22 protein-coding genes are annotated in these 24,954 nt (G+C 62.5%); 13 read left to right on the forward strand and 9 right to left on the reverse strand.

The features are described from left to right. Positions 1–5 precede the first annotated feature (5 nt). Positions 6–776, forward strand: coding sequence for an imidazole glycerol phosphate synthase subunit HisF (gene hisF, locus F3J43_RS09940; RefSeq protein ID WP_166885286.1), 771 nt, complete (start codon positions 6–8; stop codon positions 774–776). 115 nt (positions 777–891) lie between these two features. Here hisF and choV read toward each other — a convergent pair whose 3' ends face one another. The 3 genes from choV to F3J43_RS09955 form a co-directional block, all read right to left on the reverse strand. Continuing rightward, positions 892–2,070, reverse strand: coding sequence for a choline ABC transporter ATP-binding protein (gene choV, locus F3J43_RS09945; protein WP_166885288.1), 1,179 nt, complete (start codon positions 2,068–2,070; stop codon positions 892–894). Continuing rightward, on the reverse strand, positions 2,067–2,912 hold the full coding sequence (gene choW, locus F3J43_RS09950; RefSeq protein WP_166885290.1) for a choline ABC transporter permease subunit: 846 nt from the start codon (positions 2,910–2,912) through the stop codon (positions 2,067–2,069). Before choW ends, choV begins: the two co-directional genes overlap by 4 nt. Before the next feature lie 93 nt (positions 2,913–3,005). Further along, positions 3,006–3,953: a choline ABC transporter substrate-binding protein gene (locus tag F3J43_RS09955; protein WP_166885292.1), complete on the reverse strand. Its 948-nt coding sequence runs from the start codon at positions 3,951–3,953 to the stop codon at positions 3,006–3,008. A gap of 442 nt (positions 3,954–4,395) precedes the next feature. Between F3J43_RS09955 and F3J43_RS09960 the strand changes: the two genes are divergently transcribed. Beyond that, positions 4,396–5,772, forward strand: a complete 1,377-nt coding sequence (locus tag F3J43_RS09960; RefSeq protein WP_166885293.1) for an L-serine ammonia-lyase — start codon at positions 4,396–4,398, stop codon at positions 5,770–5,772. 468 nt (positions 5,773–6,240) lie between these two features. Continuing rightward, positions 6,241–7,347: a choline metabolism transcriptional regulator GbdR gene (gene gbdR, locus F3J43_RS09965; RefSeq protein ID WP_166885300.1), complete on the forward strand. Its 1,107-nt coding sequence runs from the start codon at positions 6,241–6,243 to the stop codon at positions 7,345–7,347. Between the two features lie 85 nt (positions 7,348–7,432). Here gbdR and F3J43_RS09970 read toward each other — a convergent pair whose 3' ends face one another. Further along, positions 7,433–7,690: a hypothetical protein gene (locus F3J43_RS09970; RefSeq protein WP_166885302.1), complete on the reverse strand. Its 258-nt coding sequence runs from the start codon at positions 7,688–7,690 to the stop codon at positions 7,433–7,435. Between the two features lie 1,342 nt (positions 7,691–9,032). On the opposite strand from F3J43_RS09970, the gene F3J43_RS09975 reads away from it, so the two are divergent. Beyond that, positions 9,033–10,211, forward strand: coding sequence for a hypothetical protein (locus F3J43_RS09975; protein WP_166885304.1), 1,179 nt, complete (start codon positions 9,033–9,035; stop codon positions 10,209–10,211). An 89-nt stretch (positions 10,212–10,300) separates the two neighbouring features. Here the strand turns inward: F3J43_RS09975 and F3J43_RS09980 are convergent, their stop codons facing one another. The 4 genes from F3J43_RS09980 to choX form a co-directional block, all read right to left on the reverse strand. Next, the gene (locus F3J43_RS09980) at positions 10,301–10,768 is read right to left on the reverse strand and encodes a thioesterase family protein (protein WP_166885306.1); all 468 of its coding nucleotides are present in this window, start codon (positions 10,766–10,768) and stop codon (positions 10,301–10,303) included. An 11-nt stretch (positions 10,769–10,779) separates the two neighbouring features. Then, positions 10,780–11,745, reverse strand: coding sequence for an L-carnitine dehydrogenase (locus F3J43_RS09985; RefSeq protein WP_166885308.1), 966 nt, complete (start codon positions 11,743–11,745; stop codon positions 10,780–10,782). Between the two features lie 105 nt (positions 11,746–11,850). After that, complete coding sequence (cdhC, locus tag F3J43_RS09990; RefSeq protein ID WP_166885311.1) at positions 11,851–12,735, reverse strand: 3-dehydrocarnitine:acetyl-CoA trimethylamine transferase CdhC; 885 nt, start codon at positions 12,733–12,735, stop codon at positions 11,851–11,853. A 60-nt stretch (positions 12,736–12,795) separates the two neighbouring features. Beyond that, positions 12,796–13,740: a choline ABC transporter substrate-binding protein gene (gene choX, locus F3J43_RS09995; RefSeq protein ID WP_166885313.1), complete on the reverse strand. Its 945-nt coding sequence runs from the start codon at positions 13,738–13,740 to the stop codon at positions 12,796–12,798. Between the two features lie 80 nt (positions 13,741–13,820). Here choX and F3J43_RS10000 point away from each other — a divergent pair, with 80 nt between their 5' ends. The 3 genes from F3J43_RS10000 (at position 13,821) to F3J43_RS10010 (ending at position 15,525) form a co-directional block, all read left to right on the forward strand. Then, positions 13,821–14,837, forward strand: coding sequence for a GlxA family transcriptional regulator (locus F3J43_RS10000; protein ID WP_205297764.1), 1,017 nt, complete (start codon positions 13,821–13,823; stop codon positions 14,835–14,837). Between the two features lie 76 nt (positions 14,838–14,913). After that, positions 14,914–15,108, forward strand: a complete 195-nt coding sequence (locus tag F3J43_RS10005) for a hypothetical protein (protein ID WP_166885314.1) — start codon at positions 14,914–14,916, stop codon at positions 15,106–15,108. Between the two features lie 18 nt (positions 15,109–15,126). Beyond that, the gene (locus tag F3J43_RS10010; RefSeq protein WP_166885315.1) at positions 15,127–15,525 is read left to right on the forward strand and encodes a metallophosphoesterase family protein; all 399 of its coding nucleotides are present in this window, start codon (positions 15,127–15,129) and stop codon (positions 15,523–15,525) included. Between the two features lie 98 nt (positions 15,526–15,623). Here the strand turns inward: F3J43_RS10010 and F3J43_RS10015 are convergent, their stop codons facing one another. Then, on the reverse strand, positions 15,624–16,025 hold the full coding sequence (locus tag F3J43_RS10015) for a lysozyme inhibitor LprI family protein (protein WP_166885316.1): 402 nt from the start codon (positions 16,023–16,025) through the stop codon (positions 15,624–15,626). 286 nt (positions 16,026–16,311) lie between these two features. Between F3J43_RS10015 and F3J43_RS10020 the strand changes: the two genes are divergently transcribed. The 6 genes from F3J43_RS10020 (at position 16,312) to etfB (ending at position 24,282) form a co-directional block, all read left to right on the forward strand. Then, positions 16,312–17,289 (forward strand): dipeptidase, encoded by a 978-nt coding sequence (locus tag F3J43_RS10020; protein WP_166885317.1) that lies wholly within the window; start codon positions 16,312–16,314, stop codon positions 17,287–17,289. 211 nt (positions 17,290–17,500) lie between these two features. Next, the gene (locus F3J43_RS10025; RefSeq protein WP_166885318.1) at positions 17,501–18,031 is read left to right on the forward strand and encodes a DUF5943 domain-containing protein; all 531 of its coding nucleotides are present in this window, start codon (positions 17,501–17,503) and stop codon (positions 18,029–18,031) included. A 15-nt stretch (positions 18,032–18,046) separates the two neighbouring features. Next, complete coding sequence (dgcA, locus tag F3J43_RS10030) at positions 18,047–20,107, forward strand: dimethylglycine demethylation protein DgcA (protein WP_166885319.1); 2,061 nt, start codon at positions 18,047–18,049, stop codon at positions 20,105–20,107. A 208-nt stretch (positions 20,108–20,315) separates the two neighbouring features. Continuing rightward, a complete protein-coding gene (gene dgcB / locus F3J43_RS10035) occupies positions 20,316–22,268 on the forward strand; it encodes a dimethylglycine demethylation protein DgcB (RefSeq protein ID WP_166885321.1) in 1,953 nt (650 codons plus the stop codon). Next, on the forward strand, positions 22,268–23,500 hold the full coding sequence (etfA, locus tag F3J43_RS10040; protein ID WP_166885323.1) for an electron transfer flavoprotein subunit alpha: 1,233 nt from the start codon (positions 22,268–22,270) through the stop codon (positions 23,498–23,500). Before dgcB ends, etfA begins: the two co-directional genes overlap by 1 nt. A gap of 11 nt (positions 23,501–23,511) precedes the next feature. Next, positions 23,512–24,282 carry an electron transfer flavoprotein subunit beta gene (gene etfB / locus F3J43_RS10045; RefSeq protein WP_166885325.1) on the forward strand — a complete coding sequence of 257 codons (771 nt, stop codon included), beginning with the start codon at positions 23,512–23,514 and terminating at the stop codon, positions 24,280–24,282. Positions 24,283–24,954 lie beyond the last annotated feature (672 nt).

Here is a 24,954-nt window from a genome sequence, read left to right on the forward strand (position 1 = left end):
CGACCATGGCACTGGCCAAGCGCATCATCCCTTGCCTGGACGTGGACAACGGCCGGGTGGTCAAGGGCGTCAAGTTCGAGAATATCCGCGATGCCGGCGACCCGGTGGAGATCGCCCGGCGCTACAACGAACAGGGCGCCGACGAGATCACCTTCCTCGACATCACCGCCAGCGTCGATGGCCGAGATACCACGCTGCATACCGTCGAGCGCATGGCCAGCCAGGTGTTCATCCCGCTGACCGTGGGCGGGGGCGTGCGGACCGTGCAGGACATTCGCAACCTGCTCAACGCCGGCGCCGACAAGGTGTCTATCAACACTGCCGCGGTGTTCAACCCCGAGTTCGTCGGCGAGGCGGCGGACCGTTTCGGTTCGCAGTGCATCGTCGTCGCCATTGACGCGAAGAAGGTTTCCGGGCCTGGCGAAGCGCCGCGCTGGGAGATCTTCACCCATGGCGGGCGCAAGCCCACCGGGCTGGATGCCGTTGAGTGGGCGAAGAAGATGGAAGGCCTGGGTGCCGGCGAGATCCTGCTGACCAGCATGGATCAGGATGGCATGAAGAATGGCTTCGACCTGGGCGTGACCCGCGCCATCAGCGACACGCTGGGGATCCCGGTGATCGCCTCGGGTGGTGTGGGCAACCTGCAGCACCTGGCCGATGGCATCCTGGAAGGGCATGCCAGCGCGGTGCTGGCGGCGAGCATCTTCCACTTTGGCGAGTACACGGTGCCGCAAGCCAAGGCCTACATGGCTTCACGCGGGATCGTCGTACGCTGATCTTGCCGACGATGCCATCACGTGGGAGCGGGCTTGGCCCGCGATGCGCTGCTACATTCAACAGCGCATCGCGGGGTAAACCCGCTCCCACGTCGTCATCCGAGCTGCGTTTTCCTCATCCGTGGTTCTTGCCGAGCAGCGCGTGGTACAGCTCGGTATCCCCCAGGATCCCCACCACCTTGTCGTTATCCTGCAGGACCAGCTTGTTGCCGGTGTGATAACGAATCTGCAGCGCTTCGCGCATGCCGATGTTGGCGTTGACCAGGGTCGGTCGGCGGTCGAGCAACTCGACATCTTGCCCGGGCGTCCAGTTCTGCAGGTCGAGGCCATTCTGGCCTTGGCGCGCGCGCTTGATCGAACCGCCTTCGCCAAGGTCCAGCCAGGAGTCGATGCCCGGATCGATGCACACCGAGCCGTTGACCCGCTTGCACTTGTCCAGGCTGCGCATCAGGCTGCGGCCGCACAGCACATTGAGCGGGTTGGTGTGGGCGACGAAGGTGCGCACATACTCGTCGGCCGGGTTGAGCACGATCTCTTCCGGCTTGCTGTACTGGATGATCCGGCCGTCTTTCATGATCGCGATGCGGCTACCCAGCTTGAGTGCCTCGTCCAGGTCGTGGCTGACGAACACGATGGTCTTGCTCAGCTTGTTCTGCAACGCCAGCAGTTCGTCCTGCAGGCCCTGGCGAATCAACGGATCGAGGGCCGAGAACGGTTCGTCCATCAACAGGATGTCGGCATCCATCGCCAGCGCCCGGGCCAGGCCCACGCGCTGCTGCATGCCGCCGGACAGCTCGTCCGGCTTCTTGTTGCGCCATTGCGCCAGGCCCACCAGTTCGAGTTTCTCGTCGACCAGGGTACGCCGCTCCTTCTCCGGACGGCCCTGCATCTCCAGGCCGAAGCTGATGTTCTCGCGCACGGTCAGCCAAGGCATCAGGGCGAATTTCTGGAACACCATGGCGATGCGCTTGGTGCGCATCATCTTCAGCTCCGCCGGGGTGCAGTGGGCGATGTCGATGTGCTTGCCTTCATGCTCGACGAACAGCTTGCCGCGGCTCACCGTGTTCAGACCGTTGATGCAACGCAGCAGGCTCGACTTGCCCGAGCCGGACAGGCCCATCAGCACGCAGATCTCGCCCTTGTTGATATCCAGGTTGGCCTTCTCGACCCCGACCACCAGGCCGGTCTGCTTGAGGATCTGTTCGCGGGTCTTGCCCTGGTCGAGCAGCGCCAGCGCTTCGCGCGGCTTGCTGGAGAAGATGACGTCGACGTCTTCGAAACGAATGATGCTCATGCCTCACCCCTTGCCGGCAGCTCCGGTTGCTTGCAGATACGGTCGAGCATGATCGCCAGCAGGACGATGGCCAGGCCTGCTTCGAAGCCCAGCGAGATATCGGCGGTGTTCAGTGCGTTGACCACCGGCTTGCCCAGGCCGTCGGCACCTACCAGCGCGGCGATCACCACCATCGACAGCGACAGCATGATGCATTGGGTCACGCCAGCGGCAATGCTTGGCATGGCGTGGGGCAGTTCGATGCGGGTCAGTAACTGGCGGCGCGAGCAGCCGAAGGCCTTGCCGGCGTCGAGCAGTTCCTGCGGCACGTCGCAGATGCCCAGGTAGGTGAGGCGGATCGGCGCGGCGATGGCGAACACCACGGTGGAGATCAGCCCCGGTACCACGCCAAGGCCGAACAGGGTCAGGGTCGGGATCAGGTAGACGAAGGTCGGCACGGTCTGCATCAGGTCGAGCACCGGGCGCATGGCGGTGTAGAACATCGGCTTGTGCGCGGCGACGATGCCCAGCGGCACGCCGATGGCCACGCAGACCACGGTGGCGAAGGTGACCTGCGCCAGGGTCTCCATGGTTTCCTGCCAGTAGCCCAGGTTGAGGATGAGCAGGAACGACAGGGCGACGAACACGGTGAGCGCCCACTTGCGTTGGATCAGGTGCGCCAGGGCGGCGAACAGGGCGATGAGCACGAACGGGTTGAACCAGGTCAGGGCACTGGTGACGCCATGGATCATGAATTCCAGGCCCTGGGCGATGGCGTCGAAGTAGCTGGCGCCGTTCTGGGTCAACCATTCGACGAATGAGGCGATGTACTGCCCTAACGGTATTTTCTGATCGATAAGCATGATAGCGAGCTTCCACCTGCAAAGATTGAAATCAGTCCGGGGCGGCACGGTCCCGCCCCGCGGTAGTGCTTACGGCTACTGCGAATTTCGTGGTTATTGCGTCAGCTTGGCCTTCACCGCCTCCAGCCCCGGCTTGCCATCCACGGTCGTCACCCCGGCCAGCCAGGTGTCGAGCACTTGCGGGTTGCTCTTGAGCCATGCCTTGGCGGCCGCCTCGGGTTTCATCTTGTCGTCCAGGACGTTGCCCATCAGCGTGCTTTCCATGTCCAGGGTGAACGACAGGTTCTTCAGCAACTGGCCAACGTTGCCGCACTCCTGCGTGTAGCCCTTGCGGGTGTTGGTGAGTACCGTCGCCTTGCCGAACTCGGGGCCGAAGAAGTCGTCGCCGCCGGACAGGTACTGGATCTTGAAGCGCTTGTTCATCGGGTGCGGTTCCCACCCCAGGAACACCACCGCCTCGCCACGTTTCTGCGCCCGGTCGACCTGCGACAGCATGCCGGCCTCGCTGGACTGCACCAGCTTGAAACCGGCGCTCTTCAGGCCGAAGGCGTCCTTGTCGATCATGCTCTGGATGGTGCGGTTGCCGTCGTTGCCCGGTTCGATGCCGTAGATCTTGGCGCCGAGCTTGTCCTTGAACTTGACGATGTCGGCAAAGTCCTTGAGCCCCTCGTCATAGAGGGCCTGGGGCACGGCCAGGGTGTACTTGGCGTTTTCCAGGTTGGCGCGCACGGTCTCGACGGTACCGGCGTCGCGGTACTGCTTGATGTCGTTCTCCATGGTCGGCATCCAGTTGCCGAGGAACACGTCGAGGTCCTTGCCGCCGGCCAGCGACTTGTAGGTGACCGGGACCGAGATCATGTTGGTGTGGGTCTTGTAGCCCAGGGCCTCGAGCACGACGCTGGTCACTGCGGTGGTCACGGTGATGTCGGTCCAGCCGACATCCGAGAAGCGTACGGTTTGGCACTGTTCGGGTTCGCCGGCCTCGGCCAGCAGCGGAGCGGACAGCAATGCAACCAGCAACAGCGAGGGTGAAGCTTTCATAGGTGGACTCCTGTGATTTTATCTTCGGGTTCGCGAGGGCCGCCGGCGCTTCTGGGGCGCCGGTCGACCAGGCCTGCAGAGGGCAGGATGCGAGGCCGTGCAATACGAGTCGCTTTCGATAATCCTCCAGCGTTGGGCAATCGCCTACTGGTGGGGTCGTAACCAGTACAGGACGGGTCGCATCCAGTATGGGCAATGTCGTAACTGGGTTTTTCCAGCCTCGCGCCTGGGTTTTTACGGCGTCCGGCTTGTGGAAAACGGCGGGTGAAGAGGCTGCTGGACAGCGGCGCTGCTGGACAAAAGTACGTCGGTTGCAGACGGCGAGGGGCTGGATAAAAGCCCGATGATGCGGGCAATCAGGCGGCCCGGCTGCTTCAGCCTGGCAGTTGCTCCGCCCTGCGCCTGAGGCGCACAGACAAGCCCAGCAAGAGGTGATTCGACAATGGCCATCAGCGTGTTCGACCTGTTCAAGATCGGTGTCGGGCCTTCCAGTTCCCATACCGTAGGCCCCATGCGCGCCGGCGCGTTGTTCGTCCAGGGGCTGCGCGAGCGCGGCGAACTGGCGCAGGTGCGGCGCATCGAGGTCAGGCTGTATGGTTCGTTGTCGGCCACTGGTATCGGCCATGGCACCGACAACGCCACGATCATGGGGCTGATGGGGGAGTGGCCTGACGCGATCGATCCGAGCCAGATCACCCCGCGTATCGCCGATCTGCGCGAAACCAACGTGCTCAAGCTCGACAACCACCTGCCCATCGAATTCGTCTGGGCCCGCGACATGCGGCTGCTGGACGAGAACCTGCCGTACCACCCCAACGCCATGACCCTGATCGCCGAAGGCGAGGGCGGCGAGTTGCACCGCGACACCTACTACTCGGTGGGTGGCGGTTTCGTCGTCGATGCCGCCCAGGCTGCCAGCGGCGTGCTGGATGCCGACCAGACCGTGCTGCCCTACGATTTCGGCAGTGCTGCCGAGCTGTTGCGCCTGTGTCGGCAAAACGACCTGAGCGTGTCGCAATTGATGATGGAAAACGAAAAGGTCTGGCGCAGCGAGGCTGAGATCCGCGCTGGCCTGCTCAAGCTCTGGCAGGCCATGCAGGAGTGTGTGAACAACGGTCTCAAGCATGAAGGCACGCTGCCTGGCGGGCTCAACGTGCGCCGTCGCGCGGCTCGCCTGCACCGCAGCCTGCAGGAGTTGGGCAAGCCCAACGTGATCGGCTCGACCATGAGCGCCATGGAGTGGGTCAACCTGTTCGCCCTGGCGGTCAACGAGGAGAACGCCGCCGGCGGGCGCATGGTCACCGCGCCCACCAATGGCGCGGCGGGAATCATCCCGGCGGTGCTGCACTACTATGTGCGCTTCTCCGATGCGGTGGATGAAAGCAACGTGGTGGACTTCTTCCTCGGCGCCGCTGCGGTGGGCATCCTGTGCAAGAAGAACGCGTCGATCTCTGGCGCCGAGGTCGGCTGCCAGGGCGAAGTCGGCTCGGCCTGTGCCATGGCGGCTGCGGGGCTGGCCGAAGTGCTCGGCGCTACGCCGGCCCAACTGGAGAACGCGGCCGAGATCGCCCTGGAGCACAATCTCGGGCTGACCTGCGACCCGGTCGGCGGCCTGGTCCAGGTGCCGTGCATCGAGCGCAACGCCATCGCCGCGGTGAAGGCGATCAACGCGGTGCAGATGGCCCTGCGTGGCGACGGCGAGCATTTCATCTCCCTCGACCAGGTGATCCGCACCATGCGCGACACCGGCGCCGACATGCATGACAAGTACAAGGAAACCTCGCGCGGCGGCCTGGCCGTCAGCGTGATCGAGTGCTGATGCACGGGGACTGGCTGGTGGGAGTGGGCTTGCCCCGTGATGGCGGTTACCGGCGCGGACGCCATCGCGGGGCAGGATGCGCCGTTTTGGCCCAGGCATGACCGTTGCGTCACTTTATGGCGCAGCGACTGCCAGCCAGGGGGCATCGCCTGTCGTTACCAGCAGGGACGTTGTCGGTGACACTCAAGTCTGTCGCTTTTGGGCAACCTTCCCACAAGTGCTACCGAACTGCTCAGTGCCGGAGCGCAGAGGCGCTGGTGCGGCGCTTTGCGTTGGCCGGGAGCGCTGCTGAAAAACGCTCGCATGGCAATGACATGGGGTCGTTTCTGTTTTTTTTTGGATGGTCGTTCAACTTCCGGCACGCCGTTTGCGTCGAGATTGGCAAAGCCCCTGCATACGAAACGGGGTGATAACAAGAAACCAGTGTCCGCCTGAGACACACCCTGCATTGTGTGAGGAGAAATCGCGATGACGTCGTACACCTCCGGGAACCCAACCCAGAACCGCACAGCACCCCAGTCCATCGGCTTTCTCCTGCTGGACAACTTCACCCTCATTTCCCTGGCCTCGGCCGTCGAGCCGCTGCGCATGGCCAACCAGCTGTCCGGTCGCGAGCTGTACCGCTGGCACACGTTGACCGCCGACGGCGGCCAGGTATGGGCCAGCGATGGCCTGCAGATCACCCCTGACGCTGCCATGCACAGTGCCCCGCCGATCGATACGGTGATCGTCTGTGGCGGCGTTGGCATCCAGCGCACCGTCACCCGCGAGCATGTCACCTGGTTGCAGGCCCAGGCCCGCCAGTCGCGCCGTCTGGGGGCGGTGTGCACTGGCAGCTGGGCATTGGCTTGCGCCGGCCTGCTCGACGGTTTCGACTGCAGCGTGCATTGGGAATGCCTGGCGGCGATGCAGGAAGCCTACCCACGGGTGAACATGAGCACCCGCCTGTTCACCCTCGATCGCAACCGCTTCACCAGCTCCGGCGGCACCGCGCCGCTGGACATGATGCTGCACCTGATCAGCCGCGATCATGGCCGCGAGCTGTCGGCGGCGATTTCCGAGATGTTCGTCTACGAGCGCATCCGCAACGAGCAGGACCACCAGCGCGTGCCGCTCAAGCACATGCTGGGCACCAACCAGCCGAAGCTGCAGGAGATCGTCGCGCTGATGGAGGCCAACCTCGAGGAGCCGATCGACCTGGATGAACTGGCGGTGTACGTGTCGGTATCGCGGCGTCAGCTCGAGCGATTGTTCCAGAAGTACCTGCACTGCTCGCCGTCGCGCTACTACCTCAAGCTGCGGCTGATCCGCGCCCGGCAACTGCTCAAGCAGACACCGATGTCGATCATCGAGGTGGCGTCGGTGTGCGGCTTTGTCTCCACGCCGCATTTCTCCAAGTGCTACCGCGAGTACTTCGGCATTCCACCGCGTGACGAGCGCGCGGGCTCGAACACCACGCAGCAAGTGGCGATGATGCCGATTCCGCAGGCCATGGCCCTGTCCCCGCACAGCGGGCCGATGGCGGCGCTGAGCCAGGCGCGCAACGAGTCTACCTTTGCCAGCGTGAGGCTTTGAACGCAGTTGGCGCGGCATGCGCAATCCCTGTAGGCGCGGCACAAGGCCGCTCCTGCAAGGGGGCGCAGGCCCCCGTTGCGGTGGCTCAGCCGCGCTGGCTGTACTGCGCCAGCGCTGGCAACAACTGCTTGTCGATGGCCTGGCGCACCGCCGGCAGGATCGTCGCGCTGCCGGTGTACATCTGCTCGACCATGCTCTTTAGCGCCCGCGCATTGGGCTCGGTCAGCCCCCGCACCACCACCTCGCAGGCCTGCTCGGCGCTGGCGCCGGCCGGAATGTCGAAACCCCGCGCGCGCAGTTGGCCCAGCAGGTCGTCTTGGTCGATCAGATCCGCATGCATCATGGCTGTTGTCCTTCGCTGCTGTTGTTTTCGAACGATTCTGTGGCGCGCACGATAGGGCGGCAAGGGCAGATTGTCGTGATGGCCGCTTTGGCTAAGAACAGGTCGTTCACGGCTAAGTCGCGAAGGGAAGGGCGCACACTGAAACCATTCACGGCATCGAGGGAGTGGCCACCCTCGCTCACATACTGTGGATGTTGCTCGTTCTTGATCCCGGATGCCCACAGCTTCCCGGGATTTTTATTTGGCTGCCTCAATCCCTAGTGTCCTGTCTCGGAAATAATCTGTTCACTTTTGGCGGCGTCTCGGGCGCCCGACCGGCGTTGCCACTCCTCGCCATAGCCCTGCTATGACTCGTCGAGGCGTCTTGGCCGCCCCCCCAAGCCACTCGCCAAAAGAGAACGTATTTCCGAGACAAGACACTAGCAATTTTGCCAGTTGCTGGTTGCCCGCGAATGAGGTTCTATGAAGCAGCGTGTATTGCTGATGCTGTTCTAGTTTGCTAATCGTGAGGAAGCATGAATGGCTGAGTTAAAAGGTGTTTATAGTGCACTACTAGGTTGCGGATTGCTTTTTCTTATATCCGCATGTAGCACAGAAAAAACTAGCGACGTGTCCCCGTCGGCGAATGAGATGATTGTTACTCTTCATAAGACGCTGTACGGTTCGGGTGGAGTTCTCTGTAATATCCCAGTGCCTGACCGGGGAACCGCACCAATATGCCAAGAGGCACTGGCCGCCCCAGAGAAACCTGGTGGTCCATTAGTCCCGAAAATCTGGTCGATCAGTTTCAAATTCTGGAGAGGTACCCATTTTGTTTGCTTGCAGACGGATAAAAGCGTAGACGTGTTGTGTGTGCTAGGGACACTTCCAGATGATAATGTACACAAGACCCCGGTCATTGCTGATATGAGGCTTGTAAATGGTTATCCAGAATTCCTTAAATCTGTGGCGGTGACTTATTGGAATGCAGGATTATTCAATGAGGTTACGAAGTTGAGAAGCCGGTAAGTTTGGTCAGCGATTGATTTTTATTCGCATTTTATATTGCGTGGCGTGGGTTGATTTGTTGTTTTGGTGAGTGAGGGTGAGTGGTGGGCGTGTTGCATATGCTTGATGGCTCTGCCCGTTTAGTTGTTGAAGTGATTGTTTCTCGTTAAGTGTGACAGGCTTTAGTTGGGTGGAGTAAAACTCTGTTCAGGAGGGCCGAATGGTGCATTGTCGAAGTTTTATGCCGTTTTTTCTCTATATAGTGTTTCTCTTGCTTTCAGCTTGCACAACGTCCGACCATTCGATGGTCTCATCAGTAGACGATGAGACTAGGCTCTTCGAGCTCAAGCAGCCTATGAACCTCCAGCAGTTATCGAGCCAGGCCTCCAGCGATGTAGACGAACATTTTCTGAAGGTGCTGCATGATGCGGTTGCTATAGAGGATGCACGGTTCATTGATATCAATCCGCCCTTGGTCAACGCGAAGACCAGTCGGCTGTCGGTACCACTGCCGAATGGCCAGACCATCAAATTCCAGCGACGGCATGTCCATGAGGAAGGTGGTGATGTGGCGTACTGGTATGGAGATATCGTGTCTGACCGAAAGCAGCGCTACCCGTTCCCCAGTGAAATCGAAGCCGATCCTGTCAGCAGAATGGTGCTGGTGCGCCAAGGGCAGCGCCTGAGTGGGGAGATTCATCTTCCGGGTCAACATTATCGGCTGGAGAATGCTGGCGCCGGTCGCCATGTTCTAATCAAGCTTGGCATAGAAAATAACTTGAAATGTGAGCCGATATACGAAGCACGCGGGACAGACCTTGAGCAAGCAGTGAGTGGCCGGCAGCCAAAATCGCGTAGCACGATTCGAGTCATGTTCGTGAGCACGACCGGCGCGCGTGAACTTGATCCGGGTTTTGAAAATAAAATCTCTCCCTGGTTAAATATGGCCTCTCTGGATTTTAGAGAAAGCGGTGTCGATGTTGAATTCAAAAACGCGGGCTACTACGCCTTGGATCTTAAGGACTCTGATTTCGATTATGACCCGGATAAAATACTCAGGGAAATTCGGATGCCAGGTACGGATGCCGGGAAAAAAGTAGCCGCGCAGAGGGATTCATGGAGAGCTGACCTGGTGATTATTGCCGCCGGGAATCCTTGGGCTGCTCTTAAGAGCTATATCGGAGCCAGAAAAGAGACGGCGTTTGCCGTGATCACCCCACTCCATGATCCAGAAATTCTGACGCATCAACTGGGGCATCTTTTTGGTGCAATGCATATTTGGAAGCCTGGCGACCCTGACCTAGGTGGACCTGCTTATAGATTCGCACACAAGTTCTTTGTCGGTAGTACTAAGTATCACACGATAATGGGGCGCTTTGATTGCGAGAATAACGCGTGCGACCAATATGAGATCAATCGGTTCTCTGATCCCAATGCTACCTTTGCCTCAGTTCCATTGGGCACCAAGGAACATAATGACAATGTCCGTTATTTAAATGAGGTTCGGGACGCTGTGTCAAAATTTTATCCCTAGTATTTTAAATACTTGGCTCTGCGCGCCAACAGGAGTGAGGAGGTATTTGGAGGCTCGGATGCCCTCCTCACTCGGATCACATTTTGTGCTTAAGGGATGCTTATGGTCCGACCAATGTAAGCTGGATAGGGTTGGCTCTCTTGCGCACTGACCAGGGTCTCCAATCGTTCGATGGTGTTTTCCCCAAATGAAGCAGCCTTCGGCCCTGCCATATCCACATGCAACAGCATCTGCTCGCTAGCGGCGAGGGCTTCGCTAAAGTCTCTTCTGTGCAAGCTGTGGTACAGGTGCAGGCGTTTCTTATCGAAGCCGATGATGTATGTCTCCACCCACACGTCGGTATCCCGCTTCACCTCGTGCAGGTAGTTTATATGCGCCTCCAAGGTGAACAGCGAATGTCCGCTCTGCCCACGGGCAGCGACATCCAGGCCGATGCGCTCCATCAGTGCATCGGTGGCGTAGCTGAAGATCAGCAGGTAATAGGCATCGCGCAGGTGGCCGTTGTAGTCGACCCAGTCCGGCAGTACCGCGGTGCGGTAGGTAATCAGTGCGGGCATCGTCGTTTCTCCTAGTCGCTGAAGGCCATGCCGTGGCTGGCCTTGCTGTTCTTCACTGCCTCCAGAACAGCCAGCAGCGTGTCGTCACGATAGCGCTCCAGCGTGGCGATGCTGCGCTCGCCCAGTTGCTCGGCGGTACCTGCCACGACGTCGTCGATCAGCCTGTCGGTCAGCTCGGGCGCGGGCAGGTAGGTCCAGGGCAGTTTCAGCGCCGGGCCGAACTGGCTCATGAAGTGGCGCATGCCGGCATCGCCACCGGCGAGGGTGTAGGTGAGGAAGGTGCCCATGAACGACCAGCGCAGGCCGGCGCCGAAGCGGATCGCGTCGTCGATTTCGCCGGTACTGGCGACGCCGTCGTTGACCAGGTGCAGGGCTTCGCGCCACAACGCCTCGAGCAGGCGGTCGGCGATGAAGCCAGGGACTTCCTTGCGTACGTGCAGCGGGCGCATGCCCAGGGCGGTATAGATGGCCTTGGCCGCTTCGATGGCCTCCGGGCTGGTGTTGCGGCCACCGACGATCTCCACCAGTGGCAGCAGGTACACCGGGTTGAACGGGTGGCCGACAACGCAGCGTTGAGGATGGCTGGATGATTCGTAGAACTCGCTGGGCAGCAGGCCCGAGGTGCTGGAGGCGATGATCGCGTTCGGCTTGGCCGCGGCGCTGATCTTGCCGTGCAGCTCGAGCTTCAGGTCCAGGCGTTCGGGGGCGCTTTCCTGGATGAAGTCGGCGTCGCGCACGCACGCCTCGATGGTGTTCACGAACTTCAGCCGCTCCTGCGAAGCGCCGCGAGACAGTCCTTGTTTTTCCAGGGCCGGCCAGGCATTGGCGATGCGCTTGCGCAACGCAGCCTCGGCGCCGGGGGCGGGGTCCCAGGCGACCACGTCCAGGCCATGGGCCAGGGCGCGGGCGACCCAGCCGCTGCCGATCACGCCGCTACCCAGGGCGGCGAAGGTCTTGATGTCGGTGATCAAAGGCATGTCTGGCTCCTGTGGAACGTTACTCGATAATGTTTCGGGGAGCTGGTGGGGCGGACCGTGCTTCCTGGCCAGGCCCGCTCCTACAGCGTCCCTGCTGCCTAAGGCTTAGCGGCGCTTGAGGTTCATCTTTTCCCGGCCCTCGGCCGGGCTGAGCACGCGGGCGCCCATGCGGGTGATGATTTGCGCTGCGCGTTCGACCAGTTGGCCATTGCTGGCCAGCACGCCACGGTCGAGGTACAGGTTGTCCTCCAGCCCGACCCGCACGTTGCCGCCGAGCAGCACCGCCTGGGCGGCCATGGGCATCTGCATGCGGCCGATGCCGAAGCCGGCCCAGGTGACGTTGGCGGGCAGGTTGTCGACCATGGCCTTCATGGTGGTGGTGTCTGCCGGCGCACCCCACGGGATGCCCAGGCACAGCTGGAACAGCGGGTCGTCGAGCAGGCCCTCCTTGATCATCTGCTTGGCGAACCACAGGTGGCCGGTATCGAAGATTTCCAGTTCCGCTTTCACGCCCAGCTCGGTGATGCGCTTGGCGCCGGCACGCAGTTGCGCCGGGGTGGAAACGTAGATGGCGTTGCCGTCGCCGAAGTTGAGGGTGCCGCAGTCCAGGGTGCAGATTTCCGGCAGCAAGGCCTCGACATGGGCCAGGCGCTCCAGCGGGCCGATCAAGTCGGTGCCGGCGCCGAATTCCAGCGGCGTTTCGCCGGGGCCGATCTCCAGGTCGCCGCCCATGCCGGCGGTGAGGTTGACGATGATGTCGACGTCGGCTTCGCGGATGCGCTCCATCACTTCGCGGTACAACGCCACGTCGCGGCTGAAGCGACCGGTCTGTGGGTCGCGGACGTGGCAGTGGACCACGGTGGCGCCGGCCTTGGCGGCTTCGACGGCGGCCTCGGCGATCTGTTTCGGGGTGACCGGGACCAGGTGGCTCTTGGCAACGGTGTCGCCGGCGCCGGTGAGCGCGCAGGTGATGATGACGTCATGGTTCATGGCGGATTCCTTGTGATATCTGGGTAGCCGGATCAGCGCAGGTGCGGCCAGGTGCACCTGTCAGTTGGCGGTGAGCTTGAGATTTTCCGCGGCCGGCTTGCCGTCGAATGTGGTCACGCCCTCGAGCCAGCGTGCCTTGTCCTGGGGGTGGTCCTCGAGCCACTTGCGTGCTGACGCCAGCGCATCCTTGTGGTCGAGCAACGGCTGCATCATGCGGCTCTCGTCTTCGGCGCTGAAACTGAGGTTGGTCAGCAGGCGATGGGCATTGGGGCAGCGCTGGGCATAGTCTGGCGCCGTCACGGTCCACACCGTGGCGCGGCCTTCGTCCGGGCCGAGGGCGTCCTGGCTGTCGCCCAGATAGACCATGTCGATGTTCACGTTCATCGGATGCGGCGCCCAGCCGAAGAACACCACCGCTTCCTTGCGCCGTACCGCGCGATCGACCGCCGCGAGCATGCCGGCCTCGCTGGATTCGACCAGCTGGAACTGACCGAGGTCGAACTGGTTCCTGGCGATCATCGCCTTGATCTGGGTATTGGCGCCGGAGCCTGGCTCGATGCCGTAGATCTTGCCGCCCAGCTCTTTCTGGAACTTGTGGATGTCGGCGAACGTCTTCAGGCCCTTGTCGGCGAGGTATTTCGGCACCGCCAGGGTGGCGCGGGCGTCTTCGAGGCTGGGTTTGTCGAGCACCTTGACCTGGCCGGCCTGGACGAACGGGGTGATGGTCTGGGTCATGATCGGGTTCCAGTAGCCCAGGAACAGGTCCAGGCGCTTGTCGCGGATACCGGCGAAGATGATCTGCTGCGAGGCGCTGGTCTGCTTGGTCTGGTAGCCGAGGCCATCGAGCAGCACCTGGGCCATGGCGCTGGTGGCGATCACGTCGGTCCAGTTGACCACACCCAGGCGCACGTCCTTGCAGACGGCGGGTTCGGCGGCGAACAGTGGGGTGGCGAGGGTGGAACTGAGGACGAGGGGCAACAGGCTGCGGCGGACAAAGCGATACATGGTGGCTCTCCATCGGCAGTGCATATTGTTATCGGGTCCGGCCTCTGCGGGCCGTGTGAACACGCTACGCTGGCAGCAGGGTGGAAAATCGCACCCTGGCGACCAACATTTGCACGGAGGCGACCACCTTCACCGTGGAGCATGTGATGCCGGAAACCATTGATTTCCTCTTGCTGCCGGGCTTTTCGGCCATGGGTTTCATCAGTGCCGTCGAGCCTTTGCGAGTGGCCAACCGCTTTCGCGGCGCCCTGTATCGCTGGCGCGTGCTGAGCCTGGATGGCGGTGCGGTACAGGCCAGCAACGGCATGTCGGTGAACGCCGATGGCACGCTTGGCGAGGGCGCGCGCGGGCGTTTGCTATTGCTGGTCGCCGGTTTCGAGCCGCTGGCCTGCTACGGACCTGGGCTGCAGCAGGCGTTGCGTCGGCTCGACCATGACGGGGTGATGCTCGGGGGCATCGATACGGGAGCGATGGTGTTGGCCGAGGCCGGTTTACTCGATGGTCATCGCGCCACTTTGCACTGGGAGGCCCTGGAGGCGTTCAAGGAGCGTTATCCGCGGCTGCAGGCGACCCAGGAGCTGTTCGAGATCGATCGTCGGCGCATCACCTGTGCCGGCGGCACTGCCTCGATCGACCTGATGCTCGACCTGATCGCCCAGGCCCACGGCACTGAGCTGGCGGTACAGGTATCGGAGCAGTTCGTGCTGGGGCGCATCCGCCCGCGTCAGGATCACCAGCGCATGCAGATCGCCAGCCGCTACGGGTTGCGCAACAAGAAGCTGGTGAAGGTGATCAGCGAAATGGAGCGCAACACCGAGTTGCCGCTCAATACCCAGGTGCTGGCCGACACGGTGCAGGTGACGCGTCGCCAGCTCGAGCGGCTGTTCCGGCTGCATCTGGAGGACACTCCCACGGGCTTCTACTTGCGCCTGCGGCTGGACAAGGCCCGGCAGTTGCTGCGCCAGACTGAAATGAGCGTGCTCGAGGTCGCGGTGGCCTGTGGTTTCGAGTCGGCGTCGTACTTCACGCGCTGCTACCGGGCGCGGTTCGAGCGCTGTCCGCGTCAGGACCGTCAGGCGAGCACAATCAATCCGTAGGACCTGTTTCCTGATTACTGTCGGATACATTCATCTCTAGCGTAGGTAATCCATTTAACGAACAAGGATTGCCAAGATGTTTCCTGCAACTCATGTCCATAAAGCCTGGTGTTTCACCTTGGCCTTTGCCTCGTTGCTCGCAGCCGGGCAGGTCAATGCCTTCGACTACCGGTATGTGAACGACACGCACGAGGGGTCGTTGTCCTACTCGGTGACGGTGGGCCAGGTGCGCATCATCCAGCTGAACAATGAGCCGACCTACGAGCGGTAGTGGGGCACGGGGGGCGGCTTGTCATTCAAACCCAAGCGCCATTTCATCATTACCCGCTCGCTGGGTTGGCTGGAGGGGCAATTGCAGGAGGCCAAGGCCAAGGGCGAGACGGTGATCGTCAACATGCACATGTCCGAGGATTGGCAGGACAAGCACATCCGCTACTGGGCCTTCCCCCAGTTGCTGGAGAAATATGGCGTGGCGGCGGTATTCACCGGTCATACCCACTGGAACCTTGGCAAGCACCATGACGGCTTCGGCAGTGTGGCCAACTTCAAGACGGGGGCACTGAACAGCGGGACCTATCTGCGCTTGACCTTCGACTGGCAGGCCCAGCGGCTTTTGGTGGATGAGGTGAGCATGGATGGGTACTTCGACAAGACCCATGTGGTCGAGCTGAGCTCGCTAGCGGGCTGACCAGTCATCGCGGGGCAAGCCCGCTCCCACGCCAGGCCGATGATGCATGCAGGCTGGAGCGGGAGTGGGCGTGCCCTGCGACTGGGACGTCCAGGTGCCTACTGCTGCCCGATCGTCTGCAGATACTCCGAACGCTCATCGCTGCGTTGCGCCACGCAAGTGTTCCAGGCCGCTTCGAAGGCTTTGCTGCCGGGCTTCTCGGCCCAGGTCTCGACCTTGCAATCGGCGTCGCGCAGTTGGGTCCAGAGCTTTTCGGCGGCTTCCATCTTGCCGGCCAGCGCCGTGGCCTTGTCGTTTTCATCGGCGTACTGGTCGCGGATGCGCTGGATCAGGTCATCGTAGGCCGCCTTCAGCTCCCGCTCGGCGGTCTGCTTGTTGTAGGCGGCGCAGGCATAGCCTTGCTGATCGGTCTCGACGTTGTCGCAGGGCGTACTGTCCTCCTCCGCGGCCTGTGCGCCAGAAACAACGGCCAACAGGACCAGCCATGGCATTGATTTCATCCGTGTTCTCCTGATCGGGCTGACGAATCGCTGGGATTCTCGCTCAGCCCCGGCGTTGGCGATAGCTCCCTGACAAAAAGTTCATCCAAGCCCTACACGAGCGACAGTCGAGACTCTCTCTCATCTACGCGGGCCGTGCCAGAGCGCGCGACGACAGCCATTGACGCTTTCGGCAAACCCCCTGTCGTTTTTGCATCGGGGCGCCGCGGGCGGCAGGCATATGCTGGCCCCAAAGCGCCGGCACAAGGCTCGGCGCATGCAAACTTCAATAAAAGGGGACAGCCTGATGAGCCCAGCCGAACTTCACGCCGACAGCATCGTCATCGACGGCCTGATCATTGCCAAATGGAACCGCGAGCTGTTCGAGGACATGCGCAAGGGCGGGCTGACCGCGGCCAATTGCACAGTGTCGGTGTGGGAAGGGTTCAAGGCCACCGTCGACAATATCGCCGCCAGCCAGAAGCTGATCCGCGACAACGCCGACCTGGTGATGCCGGTGCGCACCACCGCCGACATCCGCAAGGCCAAGGAACTGGGCAAGACCGGCATCCTCTTCGGCTTCCAGAACGCCCATGCGTTCGAGGACCAGATCGCCTACGTCGACGTGTTCAAGCAGTTGGGCGTGGGTATCGTGCAGATGTGCTACAACACCCAGAACCTGGTGGGCACCGGCTGCTACGAGCGGGACGGGGGCCTGTCGGGCTTCGGTCGCGAGATCGTCGCCGAGATGAACCGGGTCGGCATCATGTGCGACCTGTCCCACGTCGGCTCGAAGACTTCCGAGGAAGTCATCCTCGAGTCGAAGAAGCCGGTCTGCTACTCCCACTGCCTGCCTTCGGGCCTGAAAGAGCACCCACGCAACAAGTCCGACGCCGAGCTGAAGTTCATCGCCGATCACGGCGGCTTCGTCGGCGTGACCATGTTCGCGCCGTTCCTGGCCAAGGGCATCGACTCGACCATCGACGACTATGCCGAGGCCATCGAGTACACCATGAACATCGTCGGTGAAGACGCCATCGGTATCGGTACCGACTTCACCCAGGGCCACGGCCAGGACTTCTTCGAATACCTGACCCACGACAAGGGTTACGCCCGGCGCCTGACCAACTTCGGCAAGATCATCAACCCGCTGGGCATCCGCACCGTCGGCGAGTTTCCCAACCTCACCGAGACCTTGCTCAAGCGTGGCCACTCCGAACGCGTGGTGCGCAAGATCATGGGCGAGAACTGGGTGAACGTCCTCAAGGACGTGTGGGGCGAGTGAGTACTGCCGGGGCCTGCTGCGCACGCCGGTCGTGGCCTCAGGCCCTCACGAAAAGCTCACCGTGCCTTGGCACTGTCTCGCTTTTCGCCTCGGCCCTTCCTTGCGCCCGACGCGCTCGCTGCGGCCCCAACAGCACTCACTGCGGCTGTTTATAAAAGCAAAAGCCAGCGCGGCTTTTGAACCAATTCAAATTTTATGGAGTTGAGTTTCCATGGCCAAGATCGCCCCGCAATTGCCAATCGAAGTCGACAGCGAGACCGGTGTCTGGACCAGCGACGCCCTGCCGATGCTCTACGTGCCACGGCATTTCTTCGTCAACAACCACATCGGCATCGAGGAAGTGCTGGGCGCCGACGCCTATGCCGAGATCCTCTACAAGGCCGGCTACAAGTCTGCCTGGCATTGGTGCGAGAAAGAGGCCGAGTGCCACGGCCTGGAAGGCGTGGCGGTGTTCGAACACTACATGAAGCGCCTGTCGCAGCGCGGCTGGGGCCTGTTCCAGATCCAGGACATCGACCTCGACAAGGGCACCTGCAGCGTCAAGCTCAAGCACTCGGCGTTCGTGTACGTCTATGGCAAGTGTGGGCGCAAGGTCGACTACATGTTCACCGGCTGGTTCGCCGGCGCCATGGACCAGATTCTCGCTGCCCGCGGCAGCTCGATCCGCACCGTGGCCGAACAGGTCTATGGCGGGTCGGAAGAAGGCCACGAAGATGGCCTGTTCGTCACCAAGCCGTTGTAAGCCGGAGACTGCGTCATGGCATTCGAAGCAATGTTCCAGCCGATCCAGATCGGCAAGCTGACCATCCGCAACCGTGTGCTCAGCACCGCGCACGCCGAGGTCTACGCCACCGACGGCGGCATGACCACCGAGCGCTACGTGAAGTACTACGAGGAGAAGGCCAAGGGCGGCATCGGCCTGGCGATCTGCGGCGGTTCCTCGGTGGTGGCCATCGACAGCCCGCAGGAGTGGTGGTCGTCGGTCAACCTGTCGACCGACCGCATCATCCCGCATTTCCAGAACCTCGCCGACGCCATGCACAAGCATGGCGCCAAGATCATGATCCAGATTACCCACATGGGCCGTCGCTCGCGTTGGGACGGTTTCAACTGGCCGACCCTGATGTCGCCGTCGGGCATCCGCGAACCGGTGCACCGTGCCACCTGCAAGACCATCGAGGTGGAAGAGATCTGGCGGGTGATCGGCAACTACGCGCAAGCGGCGCGCCGGGCCAAGGAGGGCGGGCTGGACGGCGTCGAGCTGTCGGCCGTGCACCAGCACATGATCGACCAGTTCTGGAGTCCGCGGGTCAACAAGCGGACCGACGAGTGGGGCGGTAGCTTCGAGGGGCGCATGAAGTTCGGCATGGAAGTGCTGAAGGCCGTGCGTGCCGAAGTTGGTGACGATTTCTGCGTGGGCATGCGCATCTGCGGCGACGAGTTCCACCCGGATGGCCTGAGCCACGAGGACATGAAGCAGATCGCCGCCTACTACGATGCCACCGGCATGCTCGACTTCATCGGTGTGGTCGGCTCGGGCTGCGACACCCACAACACCCTGGCCAACGTCATTCCCAACATGAGCTACCCGCCGGAGCCGTTCCTGCACCTGGCGGCCGGCATCAAGGAAGTGGTCAAGGTCCCGGTGCTGCATGCGCAGAACATCAAGGACCCGAACCAGGCCACGCGCATTCTCGAAGGCGGCTACGTGGACATGGTCGGCATGACCCGTGCGCACATGGCCGATCCGCACCTGATCGCCAAGATCAAGATGGGCCAGATCGACCAGATCAAGCAGTGCGTCGGCGCCAACTACTGCATCGACCGCCAGTACCAGGGCCTGGACGTGTTGTGCATCCAGAACGCGGCGACCTCCCGTGAATACCTGGGCGTGCCGCATATCATCGAGAAATCCAGCGGGCCGAAACGCAAGGTGGTGGTGGTCGGTGCCGGCCCGGCGGGCATGGAGGCCGCACGGGTGGCCGCCGAGCGTGGCCACGATGTCACCGTGTTCGAGAAGAAGGAGCAGATCGGCGGGCAGATCACCATCGCCGCCAAGGCGCCACAGCGCGACCAGATCGCCGGTATCACCCGCTGGTACCAGCTGGAGTTCGCCCGCCTGAAGGTCGATCTGCGCCTGGGCACTGCGGCCGATGTGGCGACGATCCAGGACTTGCGCCCGGACATCATCGTGCTGGCGGTGGGCGGCCATCCGTTCGTCGAGCAGAACGAGCACTGGGGCGCCGCCGAAGGCCTGGTGGTGAGCAGTTGGGACGTGCTCGACGGCAAGGTCGCACCGGGCAAGAACGTGCTGGTGTACGACACCATCTGCGAGTTCACCGGCATGTCCACCGCCGATTTTCTCGCCGACAAGGGTTGCCAGGTGGAGATCGTCACCGACGACATCAAGCCAGGCGTGGCCATGGGCGGTACCACCTTCCCGACCTACTACCGCAGCCTGTACCCGAAAGAAGTGATCATGACCGGCGACATGATGCTGGAGAAGGTCTATCGCGAGGGTGACAAGCTGGTGGCGGTGCTCGAGAACGAGTACACCGGCGCCAGGGAAGAGCGGGTGGTCGACCAGGTGGTGGTGGAGAACGGCGTGCGTCCCGACGAGCAGTTGTACTACGCGCTCAAGGACGGCTCGCGCAACAAGGGCCAGACCGATGTCGAGGCGCTGTTCGCCATCAAGCCGCAGCCGATCCTCGGCCAGCCGGGCGAGGGCTACCTGCTGTACCGCATCGGCGACTGCGTGGCCCAGCGCAACGTGCACGCGGCGATCTACGACGCCTTGCGCCTGTGCAAGGACTTCTGATCGCACCGCCTCTCTAGAGGCGGGATTGGCCCCCTGTAGGAGCGGCCTTGTGTCGCGAAAGGGGCGCGAAGCGACCCCGGGATCGGTGCATCACCGCTGAGCCCCTGGGGCTGCTACGCAGCCCTTTCGCGACACAAGGCCGCTCCTGCAGGGGTCGGTGCCGCCCTTGAGAGCGGCGCAGGATTCTAGCTGTTTGTGGGAGCCTCCCATGTTGAACACCCTTCTGCCCATCCTGCTGTTCGCCGCCCTCGGCCTGGCGCTGCTCGGTGCCCTGCGCCGGGTGCGCATGTGGCGGCGCGGGCGGCCGAGCCAGGTCGACCTGCTCGGCGGCCTGCTGGCCATGCCGCGGCGCTACCTGGTCGACCTGCACCATGTGGTCGAGCGCGACAAGTACATGTCCAAGACCCACGTGGCTACTGCTGGCGGCTTCGTGCTCTCGGCGCTGCTGGCGATCCTGGTGCATGGCTTCGGCCTGCACAGCAAGATCCTCGGCTACGCGCTGCTGGTCGCCACGCTGATCATGTTCAGCGGCGCAATCTTTGTCTTCAAACGCCGGCTCAACCCACCTGCGCGCCTGTCCAAGGGCCCGTGGATGCGTCTGCCAAAGAGCCTGCTGATGTTCGCGGCGAGCTTCTTCATCGCCACGCTGCCAGTGGCCGGCATCCTGCCGGAAGGTACCGGCGGCTGGGTGCTCGTCGCGCTACTGGGCATCGGCGTGCTGTGGGGCGTGTCCGAGCTGTTCTTCGGCATGACCTGGGGCGGACCGATGAAGCATGCCTTCGCCGGTGCCCTGCACCTGGCCTGGCACCGCCGCGCCGAGCGCTTCGGCGGTGGTCGTTCCACCGGTCTCAAGCCGCTGGATCTGGAAGACCCGAACGCTCTGCTGGGGGTGGAGAAACCGGCGGACTTCACCTGGAACCAGTTGCTGGGCTTCGATGCCTGCGTGCAGTGCGGCAAGTGCGAGGCCATGTGCCCGGCGTTTGCCGCTGGCCAGCCGCTGAACCCGAAGAAGCTCATCCAGGACATGGTCATCGGTCTGGCCGGTGGCACTGACGCGCAGTTCGCCGGCAGCCCATATCCCGGCAAGCCGATCGGCGAGCATGGCGGCCAGCCGCACCAGCCGATCGTCAATGGCCTGGTCGATGCCGAGACCTTGTGGTCGTGCACTACCTGCCGTGCCTGCGTCGAGGAGTGTCCGATGATGATCGAGCATGTCGATGCCATCGTCGACATGCGCCGCCACCTCACCCTGGAAAGGGGGGCCACCCCGAACAAGGGCGCCGAGGTGCTGGACAATCTGATCGCCACCGACAACCCCGGCGGTTTTGCCCCAGGCGGACGGATGAACTGGGCGGCCGACCTCAACCTGCAACTGCTCAGTGATGTGAAGCGCACCGAAGTGCTGTTCTGGGTTGGCGATGGCGCTTTCGACATGCGCAACCAGCGCACGTTGCGCGCCTTCGTCAAAGTGCTCAAGGCCGCCGGCGTGGACTTCGCCGTGCTTGGCCTGGAAGAGCGCGACAGCGGTGACGTGGCCCGTCGCCTGGGCGATGAAGCGACCTTCCAGCAACTGGCCAAACGCAATATCCAGACCCTGGCCAAGTACCCGTTTCAGCGTATCGTCACTTGCGACCCACACAGCTTCCATGTGCTGAAGAACGAATACGGTGCCCTTGGCGGCGACTACCAGGTGCAGCACCACAGCACCTATATCGCCGAGCTCATTGCAGCCAACAAACTCAACCTCGGCCAGCACAAGGGCGGCAGTGTCACCTATCACGACCCTTGCTACCTGGGCCGCTACAACGGCGAGTACGAAGCGCCGCGCGATGTGCTCAGGGCGCTGGGGATCGACGTGCGAGAGATGCAGCGCTCGGGCTTCCGTTCCCGTTGCTGCGGTGGCGGCGGCGGTGCGCCGATCACCGATATTCCTGGCAAGCAGCGTATCCCCGACATGCGCATGGACGATATCCGCGAGACCGAGGCCGAGCTGGTGGCCGTGGGTTGCCCACAGTGCACGGCGATGCTCGAAGGCGTGGTTGAACCACGCCCGCAGATCAAGGACTTGGCCGAGCTGGTTGCCGATGTGCTGATCGAGGACCAAACCCCTGCAACCGCCAAGTCGCAGGCTGACAAACGTGAACCTGCGGAGGTGCACTGATGAGCGACATCATCCGCCGCGACCCACGCGCCGAGTGGATCGCCCGCAACCGCCTGCACCCGCTACATGCGGCAATGCAGACGCAACAGACCAGCTGGATGGGCCCTCAAGGCATCATCCGCAAAAACCCGCACGCGATCGCCGCCGGCTTCATCGGCCCCAGCGGCCTCAAGCGCATCGACCGCAGTGGCGCCCAGCAGGGCACCGGTGTCGGCGGGCGACGCAGCGTGGCGGCCGAAGTGCAGTTGCCGCTGCATCAGGTGGTTGAGCCTGCCTTCTACATCGCCGTGGTGCCGGACATGGTCGGTGGCCGCCTGGGCAGCCACGATCGTGACCTTCTGGGCCTTGCCCACAGCCTTGCCGGCAGTGAAGGAGCGGTGTTGGCAATCGTGTTTGGCGAACACAAGGAAAACAACTTTTCCACAGCCGGTGTCGATCGGCTGCTGGTTATCGAGGGCGAGGCCTTCGCAGGTTATGCACCGGAACAACTGGTCCAGGGCTTGCGGGCTGTGGATAACCAGTTCGCGCCACGCCACTGGCTGCTGCCCGATAGCCGTACCGGTGGTGGTGAACTGGGTCGTCGCCTGGCCGCCGTGCTCGGCGAACGCCCAGCGACGCGGGTATGGCAGGTCAAGGATGGCCAGTGCATCGGCCGTGCCGGTGCCGGCCAGCAGGATATCCAGCGCAGCGTGCCACGCTTGATCCTGGCCGCCGCCGAATGCGCCGAGCCGGTCAGCGAGACCCGTCACCAAGCGCTGCCGGTGGAGTTGTCCACAGGCGTGGCGCGCAGCCTGTCGCGTATCGAAGATCTTGGCTCGGTGGCCGTGGACCCGGCCACCATCGCCATGGCCGAGGCCGAATTCATCGTATCGGGCGGCAACGGCGTCAAGGATTGGGACCTGTACCACAGGGCCACCGCTGCCTTGGGTGCCACCGAGGGCGCGTCGCGGGTGGCGGTGGACGATGGCTTCATGCCGCGCAACCGCCAGGTCGGCGCCACCGGCACCTGGGTCACCGCACGGGTCTATGTGGCTGTGGGTATCTCCGGTGCCATCCAGCACCTGCAGGGCATCGGTGCCTGCGACAAGGTGGTGGCGATCAACATGGACCCGGGCTGCGACATGATCAAACGGGCCGACCTGTCGGTGATTGGCGACAGTTCGGCGATTCTCAAGGCTCTGATCGAGGCTGTGGACAACTTCCGCAGCGGCGGCCAGCGCGACGCGGCATAGGGGCAGTGAGCATGAGTACGAAAGTCATCAGCCTGGTCTCGATCGGCGCCCACCCCAGCTCCGGTCGTGCCCGTCGCGCCGAGCAGGACGCCCGGGCCGTCGAGTTGGGTTTGCAACTGGCTGGGGATAACTTGCAGGTGGTGCATGCTGGCGATCCGCGTGAAGAGGCGCTACGTGCCTACCTGGGCATGGGCCTGGAGCATCTGGACGTGCTGGAACAGCCGGTGGGTGCCGATGTGCTCGGCGTGCTCGGCGACTACCTGCGTGAGGCGGGCGCCCAGTTGGTGCTGACCGGCAGCCAGGCCGAGACCGGCGAGGGCTCGGGCATGTTGCCGTTCCTGCTGGCCGAGAAGCTGGGCTGGCCGCTGGTGGTCGGGCTGGCTGAAGTGGAGTCCATCGACAACGGTGCTGCTCAGATACTTCAGGCGCTGCCTCGTGGCCAGCGCCGCCGCTTGAAGGTACGCCTGCCATTGTTGGCGACTGTGGATAACGCCGCACCCCAGCCTCGGCAGAGCGCGTTCGGCCCGGCGCGTCGAGGCGTGCTGGCGGCGCGCAATGTAGAGGTCGTGGAAGATCCGCTGCTGGCCGAAGATGCCTTGCAACCCGCCCGCCCACGGCCCAAGCGGCTCAAGGTGATCAAGGCCAAGAGCGGCGCCGACCGCATGAAGGCCGCCACGGCCAAGGCCAGCGGCGGTGGCGGCAAGGTGCTCAAGGATGTTTCCGCGCAGGACGGCGCCGAGGCCATTCTCAAGCTGCTGGTGGAGGAGGGAGTGCTGCGCTGAAATTTTGAGGCTCAAGCGCAGGTCCGATATTCGCGGGCAAGCCCGCGAAAGGGCCAGCACAGGCACCACATGAATCAGCCCTCACTTCATTTCGCGGCGGTTTGAATCTTGTCCACAACGGCTCTAGCCACGACCGCTCCCGGCCCAGATCAGTGATATCGGCAATCTGGCTTTCGGTTATCCCCGAAATCTGTTCGACAATGTGTGGATAAAGTGTTCGTGCTTCGCTGTAGCCCTTACTCGGTAAGGCTTACACGGATTTGTTCGAAATTTGATCAAGTCTACCCACTGGGGATAACGAGGCTCCTTAACTGCTCAAGACAGTTTGCTCACAATCTCTGTTGGCCGTGCTGTGGATAACCTGTTTAGCTATCGCTGGAGGGCCCGTTTATCAAGGGACAAGATAGATTGTTCAGTAATCGATCAAAGGCTCGGCTCATCAAACAGAACTGGCAAAAGGTGGGTTCCGGCGAGATATGCACAACCCCTTTTCCCCTCGGTCAGAGTTTTTCACAGTTCCTGTGCGCCCACCTGTGGAAAAGGTGTTGGATTTTCGCTGCAAGCGCCGCAATCCCTAGCGTGCATGGAGCTGCTCGATATTTGATCAGCCGCGGTCAGTGTAAACGATGGCCGTTGCGGGCGCGCTTTGATCAAGCGGGAAGGGAAGCTGTG

Source organism: Pantoea sp. Cy-639 (genome assembly GCF_011752525.1).
Classification (GTDB): Bacteria; Pseudomonadota; Gammaproteobacteria; order Pseudomonadales; family Pseudomonadaceae; genus Aquipseudomonas.